Source organism: Longilinea arvoryzae (genome assembly GCF_001050235.1).
Classification (GTDB): Bacteria; Chloroflexota; Anaerolineae; order Anaerolineales; family Anaerolineaceae; genus Longilinea; species Longilinea arvoryzae.
In genome coordinates this window covers 4,059,761-4,078,152 of the sequence record NZ_DF967972.1, presented here as the reverse complement: position 1 = coordinate 4,078,152, position 18,392 = coordinate 4,059,761, and the positions used below count along the sequence as shown (strand labels likewise).

Below are 18,392 nucleotides of genomic sequence, written 5' to 3'. Positions count from 1 at the left end.
CGTATTAATTATCTGCTTTCAAGACCCGGTCGAAGAAGTCCCGGACGCGCTGCCGGAAAAGCGTATCGCCTTTATCAATGAAGGTATGAGGCTGGCCGGGGTAGCTGAAACATTCGACGTCCTTGCCGAGATCCTGCAGGCGTTGGCACAGGTCGTCTGACCAGGCGGGCGGCACGGCCAGGTCGGCGCCGCCGTGGTGGATGCTGACCGCCGCGCGTACATCCGCCAGAAAGTTGACCGGCGAGATGCGCGCGAAGTCTTCCGGGCTGGCCTGAAGCTCCTCGATGCCCAGGTTGCCGGTCTTGAAGAAGGTGTTGATGCGCTCGAAGTTCAAATCATCATCCGCGCTCATCGAACCGTAGAGCGCCACCGCGTCGACCTCCGGGCTGACCACCATGACCCGGATGGCCACCCCGCCGCCCATGCTGTGCCCCCACAGCCCCAGCCGGTCCGGGTCAGCCTGCTCGAGCGGCCCGGGCCGGCCGGCCTGGGCTTCGAGAATGGCGATCAGGTTGAGCACATCCACGGCATACCCGGCGCGAAAACGGTTGGGGCCATCGTCCGAAGGCGTGTAGCCGCGCAGGTTGGGGTGCAGCACCAGATAACCGGCCTGCGCCAGCGAATCGGCGTAGGTGGCCGAGTAATCGAGGGTGTTGTAGCGCCCCGGTTCGATATATCCGTGGATGGCGATGATGACCGGGAAGGGACCCTCGCCGTTGGGCACATTCATGAAGCCGGCGATGGACAATCCGTCGGAAGGGTAACGGATCTCATAGCGGGTGAAATCGGCATTCCTGCCGTAGCGCTGCACGACCTCCAGTTCACCGCTGCCGTAGGTCCGGCTGCGCAGACCGGCCACCGTAACATCGGCATACGGATCAGGCGTTGGGGTGGAGGTCGGGGTGGGGCTGGGCAGGGCCGTGGGCGTCCGGCTGGGTGCCGGCGTTTGGCTGGGCGAAGGTACCAGTGGATGGGTCGCCGTGGGGTGGACAGATGGCGTGGAAGGCGAGCAGGCCGCCAGCCCAAGGACGAGAACCAGGAAGATCCATACAGATCGGCGCAGCATCCAATTCTCCTTTTTCGACCCGATTAACGAAGATTATACCGGATACAGCGCCAGCGTCCTTCCGCGGATACCCCCGCGCGGACTCAAATTGACACATCCCCCGCGCTATGTTATCTTTGAGGTCAACATATGCAAAATTCCAAGTCGAATTCGATGGATTACCCTAATTTGCACCTGGTGAGCGGCGAGCACGGTAGCGGGAAGACCCAGGTCTGCGCCGGTCTGGCCCAACTGCTCAGCCTGTACAATGAAGACATGGGTGGCGTGATTTCGCCGGCTGTTTTCACGCGGGGACGCAAAACGGGGATCGAGGTTTACGACCTGCGCACCCAACAGCGCCGGAGCCTGGCAGGGCTGCGTTCGTCCGATGAACCCCTGGAAAGCGGGGCTCCGGCCACCGCGGACTGGGCCTTCGATGCAGCAGCATTGGCCTGGGGCAATGAGCTTCTCCACCAGGCTGTCCCCTGCGGGGTGCTGATCGTGGATGAACTGGGGCCGCTGGAATTCGTCGAAGGACAGGGTTGGATGGCCGGATTGGATGCACTGGACAGCCGCAAGTACCGTATGGCGGTGGCAACGGTGCGACCCACCCTGCTGCAAACCGCGCTGCAGCGCTGGCCGAAGGCGCAGGTGCACCGGCTGGAGTCAAGCGATGACGTTCAGCCGGCGTGGACAGCGCTCTCGAGCGCGGCGGCGGAAGGATAAATTTACTCAGGTATGAATGAAACGGAACTGAAACAATTATTGGAAGCTGTGCAGGCCGGGCAGGTGCCCGTGAATGAGGCCGTCGATCAACTGCGCCGGCTGCCTTATGAAGCCGTCGGCGATTTCGCGCTTCTGGATAACCACCGCGACCTGCGCTGTGGTTTCCCGGAAGTGGTTTTCGCCCAGGGCAAGGCACCGGACCAGATTCTGGCCATCACCAACCGCCTGGCTGAACATAGCCGCCAGGTGCTGGTGACCCGGCTGGACGCCGAAGTGTACGAACAGATTCGCGCGGAGCTGCCGGCCGACATGGTTTACCATGCGCGGGCGCGCGTGGCGGCGCTCAACCGGGATGCGGACCGCCTCAAACACCCGGGCGTGCTGGTGCTGACGGCCGGGACGGCCGATATCCCGGTGGCCGAAGAGGCGGCGCTGACCGCCGAACTGATGGGCCATGCCGTGGAACGCGTCTTCGACGTCGGAGTGTCCGGGCTGCATCGCCTGCTGAACCGGATGGAAGCGCTGCGCCGCGCCAGGGTCATCGTTGTGGTGGCCGGCATGGAAGGCGCACTGGCGAGCGTGGTCGGCGGACTGGTTTCGGCGCCGGTGATCGCCGTGCCGACCAGTGTGGGTTACGGCGCCAGTTTCAACGGGCTGGCCGCGCTGCTGGCCATGCTCAATTCGTGCGCCAAGGGTGTGGCAGTGGTCAACATCGACAACGGTTTCGGCGCGGGGACGCTGGCGGCGATGATCAACGCGCAACGGTTCGAAGAGAAATAAGAAAACCACAGAGCAACTGTGTAGAATGTCAAGAAAGAAAATCAGGCTAAAACTGAGGGAAAAGGCTGCCAGGGACGCCGATCACGAACCATAGCGTTAAGGATCACCAAGAACTTCCGCATACAGGCGACCAACGCCACTTTTTTCTCCTTTCCCATGGCCAGGAGGTGATGATAGAAAGAATGAATGATAGGGTTATATTTCGTGGCACTCAGGGTAGCCATGTACAGAACCGTGCGGACACAAGGCCGTCCGCCTTTGATCCGACGCTTCCCCCGATGACGGCCACTGTCATTGTTATAGGGAGCTACGCCGACCAAGCCAGCAATCTCCTTGCGGCCCAGGGCTCCCAACTCAGGCAGATCTGAGAGCAGAATGGCAGCCGTAACTTGGCCCACCCCAGGCGCGGAACGAAGAATGTCATTCTTTTCCTGAAAGTCAGGCGTATGCCCAATCAAGTCATCAATCTGATGGTTGAGCTCAACCAACTCCTGCTGCAGGGCTTGCATGATCTTCTGGATGCTGGTCTGCATGCTCGGATGGGCGCTGCACAGGTGGTTTTTCTCCATGGTTAGCATTTCAATCACCTGGCGACGTCGGGTCATCAATGCTGTGAGCTGCTGTTCTTCTTCACTGGGTAAGCGGGTCGGCTCGGGCTGGATGGCTTCTCCAAACCGAACCAGTAAGCGTGCATCGACTTTGTCGGTCTTGGCCAGCAGGCCAATCGAGCGGGCAAATTCGCGGACTCGGCGAGGATTGACCACCGCCACCCGAAAGCCGTCCAGGGATAATAACGAGACCACCGCTCGTTCCAGTCCTCCCGTGGCTTCCACTACGATCAATCCAGGCGCTAGAGGTTTCAGCTTATCAATGAAGGCCTCGATCCCGATGATATCGTTGCTTTCTGCCCAATCCTGGCCCGCGATTGAGACATCCAGCCGGTTCTTTGAAACATCAATCCCGACCACACTTACTGAGATTTGCTGCTCCATTCTGCCCTCGTCTGTTTGTATAATGGATGTGCCCGTTCTAGCAGAATACGGTCTCTTGGACCCCACAACTGTTCGGGCAACATACACGACGGACCCGGCGACCCTGCTCTGTGACGGCCTCTTATGACCTATACCCGATCGGCCTGCCGGGTCCCATTGTATGGTATCACTCATCATTTTCATCATACTAGACACAGAGCACGCAGAGAAGAGTCTTTGTGGGAGGAAAAAAAGAGGGGGTCACCACGGAGATCACGGAGTACACAGAGAAGAGTCTTTGTCGGGATAAGAGAAGAGGAAACACCACGGAGACATTATGCGCATAAGGGTACGGAGATCACGGAGAAGAGTTTACGATGAGAAAAGATAAAAGACTCTTTTCTACATCAAGGAACTCTCTGTGTCCTCTGAGTCTCTGTGATTAATTCCTTCCACTTAAAGAGTAAGGAGTACTGGTATGGAATTGCAAATCGATACTCGCCTGTCTCAACTCGATCCGGCCGTGCAGGCCAAATGGCAGGCTTTGCTTGAGAATCTGCGCAAACTGGGCAGCGTGATGGTGGCTTTTTCCGGCGGCGTCGACAGCGCGCTGCTCTCCGCGGCGGCCTACCACGCGCTGGGGGATCAAATGCTGGCGGTGACTTTCAATTCGCCGGTCGAGGAAGATGAGAGTTGGGAGCTGGCTCAGGCCACGGCTCGCGCGGTCGGTTTCCCGATCCTCAAGGTTGAGAGCCACGAGTTCGACAACCCCAATTTCGTCGCCAACACCCCGCAGCGCTGCTATTTCTGCAAAAAGGAAACCTTTACGAACCTGCAGAAAATGGCCAGGGAACGCGGTTTCGTGTGCGCGGCCGAGGGCACCAACGCCGATGATCATCATGATTACCGGCCCGGCATGCGCGCCGTGGATGAGATCGGCGTGCGTTCTCCGCTGGCCGAGGTTGGCCTGGTCAAGAGCGAAATTCGCGCCCTGGCCAAGGCGCTCGAACTGCCGGTGTGGAACCGGCCCAGCTCGCCCTGCCTGGCCTCGCGCATCCCGTACGGCATTCAGGTGACGCGCGAAAATATCGGAAAAGTGGCCGCCGGTGAAAAATTCCTGCGCGAGCTGGGCTTTTCGCCGGTGCGCGTGCGTTACGAACGCGCCACCGCCCGCCTGGAGGTGGCCCCCGAGCAGATCGTGCGCCTGGCGGAATTGCACGCCGAGGTCTCGGCCAAGTTCAAAGACATCGGCTTCACCTACGTGGCCGTCGACCTAGGTGGATTTCGTTCCGGAAGCCTGAATGAGGTGCTGAAACAAAAATGAAAATTGCCTACGTCGACTGCTTCTCGGGCATCAGCGGCGACATGTTCCTGGCGGCGCTGCTTGACGCCGGCCTGCCCCTGGAAACGCTTCGGGCAGAATTGGCCAAGCTGGCGCTGCCGGAAGCCTTTAGGTTGGAGGTCAGTGAAACCCGCAAGGGCAGCCTGCGCGCCTGCTTGATGCAGGTGGACATAGATCAACAGGATATACAGGATGCTCAGGATCAGGATCATGAACACAGAAAGGATCCTGAGCACGAGCACGATCACGAACATGAGCACGATCACGGACATCAACACGCGCATGAACATGTGCATACCCACCCGCGCAGTTGGCGCGAGATCCGCGAACTGATCCAGGCCAGCGCCCTACCCGAGGCCGTCCAGCAGACCAGCCTGGCGATTTTTTCACGCCTGGCAGCAGCTGAGGGACGCGTGCACGGCGTCCCGGCGGAAGAGGTCCACTTTCACGAGGTCGGCGCGGTTGATTCGATCGTCGATATCGTCGGCGCGGTCATCGGATTGCATACCCTGGGCATCGAGCGCCTGTACGCTTCGGCGCTGCCAATGGGCTCGGGCACCGTGCAGAGCCAGCACGGCCCCCTGCCGCTGCCGGCGCCGGCCACGTTGGAGCTGCTCAGCGACGCGCATGCCCCGACCGTGCCTTCCACGGCGCAGGTCGAGCTGGTCACGCCCACCGGCGCGGCCATCCTGGCGGCGTTGGCGACTTTCGCGCAGCCGGCCATGACGGTCAGCGGGCGCGGGGTGGGCGCCGGGCAGCGCGATCTGCCCTGGCCGAACATCCTGCGCCTGATCGTGGGCGAATCGGCCGGCGATGGGGCCGAGTACGTCGAGATCGAGACCAACATCGACGACATGAACCCGCAATTGTTCGCGCCGGTGATGGAGCGCCTGTTCGCTGCCGGCGCGCTGGATGTGTATCTGGCGCCGATCTATATGAAGAAGAACCGCCCCGCCACGCTGCTGGGCGTGATTGCCCGCAAACAGGACGAAGCCGGTCTGGCCCGCCTGGTGTTGGAGGAGACTTCGACGCTGGGCGTGCGCGTGCATCCGGTGGGGCGCTACGAGGCCGGGCGCGAGATACGCACGGTGGATACCGAATTCGGTCCGCTCAAGGTCAAGCTCAAACTGCTGGACGGCCGGGCCCTGCAGGCCGCGCCGGAATACGAGGACTGCCTGCGCGCCGCCCAGGCGCAGGGCGTTTCGCCGGCGCGCGTGCTGGCCGCCGCCGCTGCCGCCGGTCAGGCTTTGTTGAAGGAAAAAGAGGGATAACCACCGAGACCCGGAGAAGAGTCTGTGTGGGGAGAAGAAAAGAGGGGGTTTCACCATAGAGACATCCCGCCCGTAAGGGTACGGAGTTCACGGAGAAGATATCTCAGAAAGAGGAGATCACTTGATCTATACCCGTGTTTTGGGAATTTAGAATGGAAGAAAATTGTATGGCCAGGATAATTATGGGAAATCGTTCCTTTCTATTATTTTCTCAAAATTCAGTAATATTCACAAAACAGGCATATTCTCCTCTTCCTAAATCTCATCTCCGTGGTGAATTTCTCTTAAAAAGGCTAAATTATGACAGATCGCTATGCTTTGATCACAGGCGCTGACGGAAAAGAAGAATTACTCTTCTCCTCTTTCCATCTTTCTTCTCCGTGTCCTCCGTGTCTAGTATGATGAAAATGATGAGTGATACCATACAATGGGACCCGGCAGGCCGATCGGGTATAGGTCATAAGAGGCCGTCACAGAGCAGGGTCGCCGGGTCCGTCGTGTATGTTGCCCGAACAGTTGTGGGGTCCAAGAGACCGTATTCTGCTAGAACGGGCACATCCATTATACAAACAGACGAGGGCAGAATGGAGCAGCAAATCTCAGTAAGTGTGGTCGGGATTGATGTTTCAAAGAACCGGCTGGATGTCTCAATCGCGGGCCAGGATTGGGCAGAAAGCAACGATATCATCGGGATCGAGGCCTTCATTGATAAGCTGAAACCTCTAGCGCCTGGATTGATCGTAGTGGAAGCCACGGGAGGACTGGAACGAGCGGTGGTCTCGTTATTATCCCTGGACGGCTTTCGGGTGGCGGTGGTCAATCCTCGCCGAGTCCGCGAATTTGCCCGCTCGATTGGCCTGCTGGCCAAGACCGACAAAGTCGATGCACGCTTACTGGTTCGGTTTGGAGAAGCCATCCAGCCCGAGCCGACCCGCTTACCCAGTGAAGAAGAACAGCAGCTCACAGCATTGATGACCCGACGTCGCCAGGTGATTGAAATGCTAACCATGGAGAAAAACCACCTGTGCAGCGCCCATCCGAGCATGCAGACCAGCATCCAGAAGATCATGCAAGCCCTGCAGCAGGAGTTGGTTGAGCTCAACCATCAGATTGATGACTTGATTGGGCATACGCCTGACTTTCAGGAAAAGAATGACATTCTTCGTTCCGCGCCTGGGGTGGGCCAAGTTACGGCTGCCATTCTGCTCTCAGATCTGCCTGAGTTGGGAGCCCTGGGCCGCAAGGAGATTGCTGGCTTGGTCGGCGTAGCTCCCTATAACAATGACAGTGGCCGTCATCGGGGGAAGCGTCGGATCAAAGGCGGACGGCCTTGTGTCCGCACGGTTCTGTACATGGCTACCCTGAGTGCCACGAAATATAACCCTATCATTCATTCTTTCTATCATCACCTCCTGGCCATGGGAAAGGAGAAAAAAGTGGCGTTGGTCGCCTGTATGCGGAAGTTCTTGGTGATCCTTAACGCTATGGTTCGTGATCGGCGTCCCTGGCAGCCTTTTCCCTCAGTTTTAGCCTGATTTTCTTTCTTGACATTCTACACAGTTGCTCTGTGGTGCGTCCCTGGCAGCCTTTTCCCTCAGTTTTAGCCTGATTTTCTTTCTTGACATTCTACACAGTTGCTCTGTGGTGAATTCTCTTAAAAGGGGTTGCATTATGGCAGATCGCTATGCTTTGATCACAGGCGCTTCGAGTGGAATTGGGGCGGAATTCGCCCGCCAGTTGGCCGCGCAGGGCGTTCACCTGGCATTGGTGGCGCGCAACGAAGAACGCCTGAACGCGCTGCGCGCAGAAATCCGCGCGACCTTTCCGGTGGCGGTCGAGGTATTGCCGGCCGATTTGAGCGAAGAATCGGGCATGGCCGGCGTGGTAACCTTCATCCAGGCGCTGCCGGGGTTGGATTACCTGATCAACAACGCCGGTTTTGGCACCACCGACCTTTTCGCCGAGAGCGACATCGATCGGCAGTTGCGCATGGTGGCCGTGCACGTGAACGCCACGCTGCGGCTGTGCCGGGCTGCCCTGCCCAGGATGATCGAGCGCGGCAGTGGCGCCATCATCAATGTGGCCTCAGTTTCGGCCTTTGGGCCCACACCGCATTCACCCACCTATTCGGCCAGCAAGGCGGCCCTGGTCAACTTCTCGCGCGGCTTGCAGAGCGAACTGCGCGGCACGGGCGTGCGCGTGCAAGCCCTGTGCCCGGGTTTCACCCGTACGCATTTTCACGACGGTGAGGAATTCAAGGGCTTCCGGCAGGAACGGCTGCCCGATTTCATGTGGCTGCGTGCGGATGGGGTGGTGCGCGATTCACTGCGCGCGCTGCGGTTGGGTGGGCCGGTGGTGGTGGTGCCGGGCTGGTTCTACCGGTTGGCGGTGACCTTCATACAGACTCCGGTGGGACGGTTCCTGCTGGAAGCGGTCAGCGGGTGAATCAACGGGCAGGGTAGCAGTAGCGATTTTTAAAGCGCAGGAGCGAACAATGAAAAAAGAAATCGACATGGTGCAGCAGTTTCACGAGACCTACCACGCCTATTACAATCAAAAACCGACCGCCAGCCTGCCGCCCGAGGTGGTTGCCCTGCGTGTCAGCCTGATCCAGGAAGAACTGAACGAATACCGCACGGCGGCCGAAGCCGGCGACCTGGTGGAGATCGCGGACGCCTTATCGGATTTGATGTATGTGGTGCTGGGAACTTACCTGGCGCACGGCCTGCAGGATGCGGCCGAGGATCTGTTTGCCGAGGTTCAGCGCAGCAACATGAGCAAGTTGGACGAGAACGGTTTGCCCATCTTTCGCGCCGACGGCAAGGTGCTCAAATCGAAGCTGTTCAGCGCGCCGGATTTGAAAACCGTGCTGGAGAAATATTCGCCGAGAAGAAACGAGAAAAATACCGCTGAGGAATAAAGAACTGATCCCGGTGCAAATTGGGTTAATTTTTGGACAGCACTTACTGATGTTGTTCTAGCTGCAGACGGTATCGGCTAGCGGATTTTGTGTGATTCACGATCATGTGAGGGTTACACCTTATACCGACCTTTCATCTGGCAGAACCTGATGCCTTCGTTTTTTCCATCGCTTTATATTGTAGGAGGAGAGCATTAGCCGCGGAAATTGTTGAATAAAGCATTTATCCGATCCCTTTCCTGCTACTGGATATGAACCACTTGAATTTCGGGCTCGCGATCAATCGCCTTTCATTATTTCCGTTAGCAGATATTTTAATAATTTCCATCCGGTTGGCAATGCCTTAAAATTTGACGTTCCTGCCAATCTCGGCGATTCGGTGGTTGGAAATTCGATTCGTTTCAATCTCTTCTTATAGGAACGGCAGACCATTTCCAGATCGATCGATACGCCCTCTGCAGATGGATTGATTTGAGTAAAGCATCTGACGGTCATTCCACGGAAACCATGCAGGACGTCCCAAACGATTGGTCCCTCTCTCCGAAAGAAAACCGCGCTGGCTAGCGCTAAAAATGTTACAAACCATTTACGGTACCTGATAATTTTATTGTCTTCTTCATTTTTCCCACCCTTTATATTCCGGCTGGCAATCACCAGATCATATCCCTGCTCGAAAAGAAACCGAAAATTCTCAGTATCGCTAACTGGTACACTGCCTTTGGGATGAAAAAAAATAAGTGCATCCGTGTTGCATTTTTCGAAGGCATAAACACAGGCCGCATTCAACCCTTTTCGCGGCTGGATATAAACAGGGATACCCAGCTCAGTCAAATACTCGATTGTACCGTCTGTGCTATTGCCGTCGATGGCGAAAATCTCATCGAAGGCTTCTTTATGAAGTAAAGGGATGTCATGTTTACAACCAATAATTTCATTTCTTGTTAAAATACATAAAGTTATTCGCATTGGTAATCCTTAGGCACTTACGAGATGATCAGCTAAGTTGATTGCTCTGTTCATTGCCACGTCGGAATTCATATGCTCCCATTCTCCCCAGCGGCCAAGGCTGAAGATGGAAAAAGATTTTGCCCAATCCATGATTTTCAAAATGACCTCCGGCTTGTGTCGGGTGTTGATGGGATAGGCGTATTCGTTATGGTGTGTACATGGTTGTCCATCAACAACACGTCGAGAGTTCGTTTCCTCCCAGTACCCCTTTGCGCCAGCAATAAAATTATGCCTAAATAACAATCGATGATAAGGCAAGTTTTCGTCGGGAAAATATGTCCAATGAGCATTAGTCGATTGGTTTGAAGAGCGGTAGGTGATATCTATCGAACTATATCTTAATTGTCTAATTATTCGCCTGATCTCGACTGGGATCGATCGCGATGTCAGTAACTCAGGCCATGGAATTGTTGTAATAATTTTCTCGGCAAAAATTTCATTGTTAACCCCTAGATGATCAACCTCGATCGTTTTTACTGAATAATTTAGCAGAATTTTATCCTTTCCGATAAAATCGGCTATACGGGAAAACACCTCACCGTAGCCATATTTTCTGGGATAGTAAAATTGTGAATGGGCCGGTAAGGTTCCGCAAGGCTTATTGAGAAGACAGCTCCTTAGGGTATCCTCAAACGACACATTGGGAAGTTTATAAAGCCAATAGGTCCCCAATTTATCCAGTCGAACATCCGAGAATATCTTGGAATTGTAGGGCAGCATATAATTGTGAGCGATGACAGACCCCAATTTCCAGGTGATCCATTCGCTGAATTTCTCGGGTTGGCGCCGACCGATGTTAGACCCGGCATTCGAAATGGATTTCAAATGTTCAATTTGCTCGTCAACAGGTAATTGCCAGATGTTTGCCTCGTATGGATAGTCAATTTCAAATTTTGGGGTCCTGATTTTCGATATCCTATCGAAACGTTCCCATTCATTTTCTGGTAGGAAACCAAAAACGAAATCCAACACCTTCCGATTACGAACATCCAGAAAATGCCCCCCACCAATATCCAACATGCTATGATCAATCTCGCGACTTCGACATAAACCCCCCGGTTCATTTTCCTTTTCAAGAATTAAGAAAGATTTTTCCCCTGATTTTAAAAGATTCGCTGCCAGGATTAATCCACTTGGTCCGCCACCCAATATTAGGTATTTGACTTTTACGGGCATACCTTCTCCTAATTTTTAAAACCCCGGTCGGGAATATGCGTACACCTTGAGAAGTTGAATATCCCCTTTATAATTGTCGGGTAAATCGATCCGTAGCGATGTGATTCCATCTGAAAGCATCCAGGATGGCTCCGAGGACATCGGAATTAAGAATTTTCTGGAATTGGCTGCAAAGTATACACTTTGATCTTCAGAAAATTCTGGAAATCGATTGTCTGTCCAATAAACAGTCATGGAATTTCCAGAAATATTATTATCAGTCTCAATATAGATCAAATCGCACTTGAAATCTTTTGGGAAATTAAGAACGATGTATGGATCCGGGCCAGTTACCTCCCATTGATCGTTTTTCAGTAATTGCATGGCATTTGCTTCAATTGTGTTCTGGTCAGCTAACAGGTTTCTTGGGTTGCTCATATGTTTCAAAAGACCACTAACAGAATTACCCCAGGCAGCGGGAATACCTTGAATATCTCTATTCCAGAAGGCTTGCGTCAACAAGGCTAATTGTTCGTTTTCGGTTCCGATGCGATATTCTGTACCAGATAACCGGGATTCTTCACCACGTTTGATCATCCAGATGCGACCAAATTCATCCTGAAATGGCAGGTATTCCTTTATCAAGTATTCGTATATGGTGAAATCTCGCATTGATAATTTTCCACCATCGTGGAAAATATTTTCAGCCTGAATGAGAGCTAGTGGTATTTGTTTTTGCTTGAGTTGCTCAACGACGCGTACTTGTTGAACGAATGCTGGGGTATTATAGGGAGCCGGGTTAGTCACCGGGCTCGCTCGCCCTTGGATGCCGTAATCAAGCGTATGATTGGTAGCATCATAATAGGTTTCCTGCGGTTCCAGGATACGATCGATGACCTTTTTCAATTGGATCTGCCGGGTCAATTGATTGCCATCCATCATTACCTTCGAACCCAGGCTGGGAAATCCATAATCATCTCCGGATACGGCAAGCGCCGGCTCTTCGATAATTTGGCCGCGTATGCTCAATGCGGTTTGGACCTGTACTTCTTGCATTCCAATTAAACCAAAAATAAAGGCAAAACATAATGGTAAGACTGTTCGTAATCTAGCGTTGTGGGTATTGGGAATGATAACGAGCGGTAATCCGCAGATGACGAAACCTATGCTCGCCAATCCGATTTTTGAGTATATATCTGCATAAATTCGTCCGGCAGCGCGTGGAATGATTAACAGGCACATGAGCAGTAAAGCCATCAAGAGAATTCGGTTTATTCTGGTTGCTTCATCAAATCGGTTTCGGATTAAGAGAACAATGGTTGGAATCAATAAAAACAGCCAGGAAAAACGGATCAATTGCCAGAAGTATCCACTGGTAACTCGTTCGGTAAGATTCTCTGAAAGCTGCCATACAATGCCATGCGCCACTTCATTCACTCCACCCTGATCCAAGACATAGTGTAGAGTGGATAAGATGAGTGCATTTGTGGTTTTATTAAAGAACACAAAGATTCCTATGACTGATAGAATCCCCAGAGAAAGCCAAAGATTCTTTTTGGATTGTCGAAACGCCTGTATGAGTAACCAAATCGCAATTGGCAAGGTAGCTACCACAAATATCGGACACTCGGTAATTTGAAAGAACGAAATAATACAGGATAAACCAAACCAAATCCAAAGAGCTCGAACAGGATTCCCCGAGGTGACTGATTTGTAAAAAATAACGAGCGCTGCTATCGCCACTATGATGCCCCCGGTAGGTTGCCCGGTGTAATAAAATAAGGATCCTGCCATTAGGAAGGCAAAAAAATCTCCGAGTATCCATCGAGATGTAAAGAAAGCAATAAAGACATAAAAGGCGCTAAACTGATTGATCACCAAATTCTGGGCGCCAAAGGAATTATCATAAAATAACCAGGATAAGAAGCCAGGCACGTAATTTACTAACCCACGCGCTGGTTCATAATCCAAGTACGGTAAATATCCAAATTGCTTGAATAACCACCAGGGCAAGTAAAATTCGCCGTAATGATATTCGTCGGTTGCGATCCCAGGCCAATAGATTTTACTGCTTTGCAGGAATATCAGTATTGCTAAAAGCGCCCATGGAGATATTATCTGAATCGCACTGTTTCCCCTCTTATTTTCCCGGATGAAGCGCCGGAGAATATCTAAAATAGTACCAATGATGAGGCTAAGAAGAAAGATCAATAGAATTGGCTTATATGGAAGAATGACAGTCGTTCCATCCAGTAACCTGGCAGGTGGGGTAAAGAGAACCGCAAATAATAACGGAACACCTAACTGGCTGAGCAATACTCCTAGGTTTACTTTCCGTTCAATACCCTGCGTTTGTTTCTTAAATAGGAACAGGCTGATCAGATAAATGAGAACACATAAACCGGTGATCAGTCCACGCCTATAGGACATAATGCCCAATCGTCTGAGGAAAATTCCCAACCCTAATTCAGACATTCCAAGAAAAACAACAATCAACATGAATTTAATCCCGAGGTTCCTGGCTTGATCGGGTTGTAAGAGCTTAAACCTAAATAAAATAAGCAAAATGAAAATTATGCCAACTGACAAAGCGGTTGTCCCGGAAGATACTAACAGCAAAAAATGGGTACTGGAGAACCGCAGGGATTGTCCCAGCATGATCAATGCGGGGGTTAACCCATAAATTGCGATTCTATTTACTCCGTCAAAGAACTTTGGGTTTTCAGAGGCGTTGGCAAATAGAATGATTAATAGAATAAAAAAGATTGTGAAGGAGAAAATTGTTACATATAATGTGTAAAATTCCACGGATTTATTCTGATTCGCAAATCCAATACTTCCAACAACAAAATCCGAATATTGCTGGGGGGTTATTAGAAATTTTGGCCAGCAATAGACGCCGACCTGAATAGCCATGATCAGAGACTCGAGGGAAGCGATCAGGTAAGTAAACCAGTGTAAATTATTAAGTTTCCTAAATGCCCCAATTTTGTGCACAGTCCACAAGATGGTCAACAGGATGAAAATTAAAAGAATTAACCAAGTCATCAATGACTCCCAGGGTTACTCGCTTCTTTTTTTAACTCGCTTTGTTAGGAATTGCTAACGCATGATGGAAAATATTAATAAAACATGCCGCCTGAATTTGCATTCCATTCTCACCGGTTAGCAACACAATTCCTTTGAATTGGACGCCTGATCTTTCACAGTTGCACAACCAATTATCGGCTCGATTCATTCAGGTACCCGGTACTCTGAGATGATCTTCCCCCTCGTTGACAGGATTACGGGCGATCACTTGCGGCTGAAATCAATTACCTCAAACAAAAATTGGCTGGTTGTGCCGATCAGCAGCCCAACTCGCTTACTCACATCCGCAACTTCATGCTTGGCCTTCAAACTTGTGATTATACTACATTACCAATTTGACGCCGAAATTTCGCGCCAAACGCGTTGTCTTCACAGGCCATCCATCTGATGCTCGTTACGGTGACGCCATTGCTGTCCATTACCCATTCCGTTTTCCTGTTTCAGTGAAATAAGTCAGTCGTTACCGGCTCAACCAACCCATCGATCGTAGATTTTCAACTGGAACCAGCCGGCGGCGATAAAAACAGCCGCCGCGCCCATGAATTGTGCAGCCGAGGGCAGGTCCAGCGTCAGGCATAGATAAACATAGGCGGCGGATAGAGAAGCGCTGGCGATCAAAATCACCGAAAGTGCCAGCAGATAAGCCAGGCTGTTGCGCTTCGCCGCCGGCGGGATGGTGGAACCGCGCCAGGCGAAGGCTTTCTCAAGTTGGATTTCCCGGCAGTGCGCGATATAGTAATCCTTCAACTGGTTCATGGCCACCACGCTCTCGCGCCAGGCCCTGCGCAGGCGGGCGAGCTGCAGCAGGGTGAGAATGCCGATCACGCCGAGCCCGGCAAATAGCAGGCTAAAACCGATGGTCACACCCGGTGGGGTGGGGGAATCGAAACCGGCGCCGATGATGGCTGCCACGGCCGCGCCGGCAGCCGCCAGGTAATAATTGGAAACCCGCGCGCGGTCTTCGTTGGCCTGCATGGCGGTCTGGACGATGTAATCGTATTCGGCGGTCAGGATGGTGTTGGGATCGATGCGGGGAAGATTGTTTTCCATGTGTGTTTCCTCAGGATTCGGGCAGCGGCATGCTCAATGTCACGCGGGTGAAGCGGTCGGGCTCGCTTTCGATGCTCAATGCGCCGCCGGCCACCGCCAGCAGCGCGCCGTGCAGCGCCAGGCCCGAGCGGCTGCCGCTGCCGGGAACGCTGTTCTCCAGCCCGACGCCGTCGTCTTCGATGACCAGGCTAAATTCACGGCCTGCAGCGGCGGAAATCTTCACGTGCAGGCTGCGTTGGGGCGTGGAACCGCGCCCGTGCGCGGCGCTGTTGCGCAGCGCCTCGCGCGCGGCGTAGTAAAGAGCTTCGGCCGCGGCCGTCGGGAGCGTCGCGGTGCGCGATTCGATCTCGGGTGAGATCTGCCATTCCAGGCCATCGAAGCGGCCGCGCAGTTCGCTTTCCGCCAGGCGGCGCAACGCGGGCAGCAGCCCCAGGCGGCCGATCTCTGGCGCGGCAGGCGCGGGCAGTTCGTGCAGCAGATCCGAGATGCGGTGATGCGCTTCGCTCAATCGGGCCTGGGCGTCCTGCGGATCGGCCTGCATCAACAGCAGCGCGGTATGCAGCAGCGGCAGGACTTCATCGTGCAGCGACCGGCGGGTGTGCAGTTCGAGGGTCTGCGATTCGGACTGGCGCTGGCGCTGCAGTTCCACCAGTTGGCGCGCCAACCCGGCGCTGGCCTGTATATCCAGCAGGCGTTCGCCGCTGGAACGCGCCAGGTCGATCTCTTCCTGGGTGTAAAATCCGCCGCCGGGTTTATCGCCCAGCAACAGCAGGCCGATCAGGCCGCGTTCGCCCCACAACGGCGCCGCCCAGCGCAGCCCGGCAAAGTCAGCCGGTTCGATGGGCACCAGGCTGGTTCCGGGAGACTGCACCCGGGCAGCCAGTTCATGCAGGCGCGGCAGCGGCGCGGCGGACCCGGGTGGATGGAACATGGGCGGGCCGGCCAGGGTGGCCAGCGAACCCAGCGGCGCCAACGCGCCGCGTTCGGCGCCCAACAATCCCGTTACCAGCGCGGCGAGGGGAGATTGGACATCCAAATCGGAGGCGACGTCGCCCGGCTGGATGAGCTGATCGTACAGGCGCTGGCTGGAGAGGAAGGGCCGTACCTGGCGCAGGGCGGCTTCGCGCCCGGAAAAGGAGCGCCAGGTGTAGAGCGCGAAGAAAACGGTCACCAGCATAAGGCTGGCGAGCAGGCTGTAAATGGGCTTGACCTGCAACAGGTAACCGCCCGCGGCCACCGGGCTGATGCTGACGGCCAAAAAAATCGCTGAATGCCAGGCCCGGCGCAGTTCCCGCCGGGGCAAGGATTTACCGGTAAATATCTCATACACGACAACGGCCTGACCCAATAGCAGTACGGCCAGCCCGATCAGGGCGGCGATGATCAGGTCGAACCAGGCCAGCGTCTGGCTGAGGCGTTGGTAGATATCGACGCTGCCGTATTCGTCGCCCGAATCCATCACCACCCACATCAACGCCGCCGCCACCAACAGGCTGACCGCCAGCAAGACAAAGGTCGAAGCCACCAGCCAGGGGCGTGCGCGGCGGCGGGCCAGATTGCCCATCGGGCGCATACTCGGGCCGGGCCGCAGCAGCGCGTCCAGCGCCAGCAGGATGCACAGGAGGATATAGGCGGGGTAAGCCAGGAAGATGACCGGTATGCCCAACACGGAGGGCAGGTCGCTCAGATCGAGTTCGGCGATCTGGGCGAAGGTGGGGATGGGGTGGGTGAAGATCAGCAGCGCGCCCATGCCCAGCGTGCACAGCATGGCGACCATATACCAGGGCTGCTGGCGGCGGTGCAGGTCGGTGCTGGGGCTGTCCCAGTAACCGGTATACCAGAGAATGACGATATACCAGGCGAAGGGCGAGAGAATGACGGGCAGCCAGGCGGCGGACCACCAGAAATTGAGGCCGGGACTGGACGGATCCAAGCGCTGCCCGAGGATGGCCGAATGGCTGATGAAGAACGCGCCGCCCATCAGGAGGCCCAGGCCGGCCAGCCATACCCCGGCCGTGCGCCGTTCGGCATTCAGCAGCACGGTCAACCCGAGCCAGATCAGCACCAGCGTGTTGAACAGCGAAATGCTCAGGGCAGCCCAATCCAGCAGCAGGCGGCCGCTCATGCACCCTCCCAGGGCAGCCATTCGCCGCGTTCGTTCTGGTACAGCGCCATGCCGTCCGCGTTCCAGGTGAGCAACCGTCCGGCGTTGAAGATGATGGCCGCGCGTGTGCGGGCTATTTTCTCGTCGGTGGCGCTCTCATCCAGTCCCCAGGCGGCGTAGATCTGGCCGTTGGTGCGGCTGATGGTGCGTTTGTCGCGGAAGCCGAGCTGGGCGGCGATTTGTTCGTTGGTCAGGCCGCGCGCGATCATGCGCGCCACCACCTGTTCGTTGGGCTCGAGGAGCGCCAGCGGGGACTGTTCGTCTTTGTGGCGCACTTCCTGGACGCGGGCCTCGATCTCCGGGTCGATGAAACTGCGCCCGGCAGCGGCATCCCGCAGCAACGGCACGATCATGGCAGGCAGCAGATAGTTGGACTTGCGCACGTAGGCGTAGTGGCTGAGGATGCCCGAGCGTCGAAAGTCGCGGTAGTAGGCGTCGTCGTCCTGGATGGAATAGAACACCACCGGCAGGCGCGGAAATTCACGGCGCAGTTCGACCGCGCTTTGGATGCCGTTCAACTCGCCAGCCAGGTGGACGTCCATCAGCACGGCCTGGGGCTGGTGTTCCAGGCACAGGCCAAGCGCATCTTCGCCGCGCTCGCAGCCGGCCAACACCTGCACTTCGCCGGTGGCCTGCAATCCTTTTTGCAGCGCCGCGCGCAGGTTGGCGTTATCTTCGACAATGAGGAGGGTTAGCATTTGGCGGTTAGCGATTAGCGGTTAGCTATTGGCGATTAGCTCTTAGTATTTGGCGGTTAGTGATTGGATCTTCGTAATCGTTTTTTTCGAAAACGCATTTCAAAACTTGACGATTAACACCTAACCGCTAAGAGCTAAAAGCTAAAGGCTAATGGCTAATCGCTAATCATAT

15 protein-coding genes are annotated in these 18,392 nt (G+C 54.8%); 7 read left to right on the top strand and 8 right to left on the bottom strand.

Features of this window, described 5'->3' with window-relative positions:
• Positions 1–4 precede the first annotated feature (4 nt).
• Positions 5–1,066, bottom strand: coding sequence for an alpha/beta hydrolase family protein (locus LARV_RS18255; protein WP_083522694.1), 1,062 nt, complete (start codon positions 1,064–1,066; stop codon positions 5–7).
• Positions 1,067–1,195: 129 nt separating this feature from the next.
• Between LARV_RS18255 and LARV_RS18250 the strand changes: the two genes are divergently transcribed.
• Positions 1,196–1,771, top strand: coding sequence for a nucleoside-triphosphatase (locus LARV_RS18250; RefSeq protein ID WP_075074986.1), 576 nt, complete (start codon positions 1,196–1,198; stop codon positions 1,769–1,771).
• A 12-nt stretch (positions 1,772–1,783) separates the two neighbouring features.
• Positions 1,784–2,551 carry a nickel pincer cofactor biosynthesis protein LarB gene (larB, locus tag LARV_RS18245; RefSeq protein ID WP_075074985.1) on the top strand — a complete coding sequence of 256 codons (768 nt, stop codon included), beginning with the start codon at positions 1,784–1,786 and terminating at the stop codon, positions 2,549–2,551.
• A gap of 41 nt (positions 2,552–2,592) precedes the next feature.
• Here the strand turns inward: larB and LARV_RS18240 are convergent, their stop codons facing one another.
• Complete coding sequence (locus tag LARV_RS18240; RefSeq protein ID WP_075071883.1) at positions 2,593–3,543, bottom strand: IS110 family RNA-guided transposase; 951 nt, start codon at positions 3,541–3,543, stop codon at positions 2,593–2,595.
• A gap of 457 nt (positions 3,544–4,000) precedes the next feature.
• On the opposite strand from LARV_RS18240, the gene larE reads away from it, so the two are divergent.
• The 5 genes from larE to LARV_RS18215 all read left to right on the top strand — a co-directional run bounded on the left by larE (position 4,001) and on the right by LARV_RS18215 (position 9,055).
• Positions 4,001–4,846: an ATP-dependent sacrificial sulfur transferase LarE gene (larE, locus tag LARV_RS18235; protein ID WP_075074984.1), complete on the top strand. Its 846-nt coding sequence runs from the start codon at positions 4,001–4,003 to the stop codon at positions 4,844–4,846.
• Positions 4,843–6,135, top strand: coding sequence for a nickel pincer cofactor biosynthesis protein LarC (gene larC / locus LARV_RS18230; RefSeq protein ID WP_075074983.1), 1,293 nt, complete (start codon positions 4,843–4,845; stop codon positions 6,133–6,135). Before larE ends, larC begins: the two co-directional genes overlap by 4 nt.
• Before the next feature lie 584 nt (positions 6,136–6,719).
• Positions 6,720–7,670 carry an IS110 family RNA-guided transposase gene (locus LARV_RS18225; RefSeq protein ID WP_075071883.1) on the top strand — a complete coding sequence of 317 codons (951 nt, stop codon included), beginning with the start codon at positions 6,720–6,722 and terminating at the stop codon, positions 7,668–7,670.
• Between the two features lie 136 nt (positions 7,671–7,806).
• Positions 7,807–8,580, top strand: a complete 774-nt coding sequence (locus LARV_RS18220) for an SDR family NAD(P)-dependent oxidoreductase (protein WP_075074982.1) — start codon at positions 7,807–7,809, stop codon at positions 8,578–8,580.
• A gap of 49 nt (positions 8,581–8,629) precedes the next feature.
• On the top strand, positions 8,630–9,055 hold the full coding sequence (locus LARV_RS18215; protein ID WP_075074981.1) for a pyrophosphohydrolase domain-containing protein: 426 nt from the start codon (positions 8,630–8,632) through the stop codon (positions 9,053–9,055).
• Positions 9,056–9,334: 279 nt separating this feature from the next.
• Here the strand turns inward: LARV_RS18215 and LARV_RS18210 are convergent, their stop codons facing one another.
• The 6 genes from LARV_RS18210 to LARV_RS18185 all read right to left on the bottom strand — a co-directional run bounded on the left by LARV_RS18210 (position 9,335) and on the right by LARV_RS18185 (position 18,220).
• Positions 9,335–10,021, bottom strand: a complete 687-nt coding sequence (locus tag LARV_RS18210) for a glycosyltransferase (RefSeq protein WP_075074980.1) — start codon at positions 10,019–10,021, stop codon at positions 9,335–9,337.
• A 9-nt stretch (positions 10,022–10,030) separates the two neighbouring features.
• Entirely contained in the window at positions 10,031–11,239 is a 1,209-nt protein-coding gene (locus LARV_RS18205; RefSeq protein ID WP_075074979.1) for an NAD(P)-binding protein, read from the bottom strand.
• A 15-nt stretch (positions 11,240–11,254) separates the two neighbouring features.
• On the bottom strand, positions 11,255–14,266 hold the full coding sequence (locus LARV_RS18200) for a hypothetical protein (RefSeq protein ID WP_075074978.1): 3,012 nt from the start codon (positions 14,264–14,266) through the stop codon (positions 11,255–11,257).
• Between the two features lie 510 nt (positions 14,267–14,776).
• On the bottom strand, positions 14,777–15,358 hold the full coding sequence (locus tag LARV_RS18195) for a hypothetical protein (RefSeq protein ID WP_075074977.1): 582 nt from the start codon (positions 15,356–15,358) through the stop codon (positions 14,777–14,779).
• Positions 15,359–15,368: 10 nt separating this feature from the next.
• Positions 15,369–17,483 carry a sensor histidine kinase gene (locus LARV_RS18190; RefSeq protein WP_075074976.1) on the bottom strand — a complete coding sequence of 705 codons (2,115 nt, stop codon included), beginning with the start codon at positions 17,481–17,483 and terminating at the stop codon, positions 15,369–15,371.
• Positions 17,480–18,220 (bottom strand): response regulator transcription factor, encoded by a 741-nt coding sequence (locus LARV_RS18185; RefSeq protein WP_075074975.1) that lies wholly within the window; start codon positions 18,218–18,220, stop codon positions 17,480–17,482. The genes LARV_RS18190 and LARV_RS18185 overlap by 4 nt, the downstream gene beginning before the upstream one ends.
• Positions 18,221–18,392: the final 172 nt, after the last annotated feature.

Bases quoted from the DNA above. Each gene is read 5' to 3' on its own strand.
- LARV_RS18255 (WP_083522694.1), bottom strand. From the start codon at position 1,066: ATGCTGCGCCGATCTGTATGGATCTTCCTGGTTCTCGTCCTTGGGCTG.
- LARV_RS18250 (WP_075074986.1), top strand. From the start codon at position 1,196: ATGCAAAATTCCAAGTCGAATTCGATGGATTACCCTAATTTGCACCTG.
- larB (WP_075074985.1), top strand. From the start codon at position 1,784: ATGAATGAAACGGAACTGAAACAATTATTGGAAGCTGTGCAGGCCGGG.
- LARV_RS18240 (WP_075071883.1), bottom strand. From the start codon at position 3,543: ATGGAGCAGCAAATCTCAGTAAGTGTGGTCGGGATTGATGTTTCAAAG.
- larE (WP_075074984.1), top strand. From the start codon at position 4,001: ATGGAATTGCAAATCGATACTCGCCTGTCTCAACTCGATCCGGCCGTG.
- larC (WP_075074983.1), top strand. From the start codon at position 4,843: ATGAAAATTGCCTACGTCGACTGCTTCTCGGGCATCAGCGGCGACATG.
- LARV_RS18225 (WP_075071883.1), top strand. From the start codon at position 6,720: ATGGAGCAGCAAATCTCAGTAAGTGTGGTCGGGATTGATGTTTCAAAG.
- LARV_RS18220 (WP_075074982.1), top strand. From the start codon at position 7,807: ATGGCAGATCGCTATGCTTTGATCACAGGCGCTTCGAGTGGAATTGGG.
- LARV_RS18215 (WP_075074981.1), top strand. From the start codon at position 8,630: ATGAAAAAAGAAATCGACATGGTGCAGCAGTTTCACGAGACCTACCAC.
- LARV_RS18210 (WP_075074980.1), bottom strand. From the start codon at position 10,021: ATGCGAATAACTTTATGTATTTTAACAAGAAATGAAATTATTGGTTGT.
- LARV_RS18205 (WP_075074979.1), bottom strand. From the start codon at position 11,239: ATGCCCGTAAAAGTCAAATACCTAATATTGGGTGGCGGACCAAGTGGA.
- LARV_RS18200 (WP_075074978.1), bottom strand. From the start codon at position 14,266: ATGACTTGGTTAATTCTTTTAATTTTCATCCTGTTGACCATCTTGTGG.
- LARV_RS18195 (WP_075074977.1), bottom strand. From the start codon at position 15,358: ATGGAAAACAATCTTCCCCGCATCGATCCCAACACCATCCTGACCGCC.
- LARV_RS18190 (WP_075074976.1), bottom strand. From the start codon at position 17,483: ATGAGCGGCCGCCTGCTGCTGGATTGGGCTGCCCTGAGCATTTCGCTG.
- LARV_RS18185 (WP_075074975.1), bottom strand. From the start codon at position 18,220: ATGCTAACCCTCCTCATTGTCGAAGATAACGCCAACCTGCGCGCGGCG.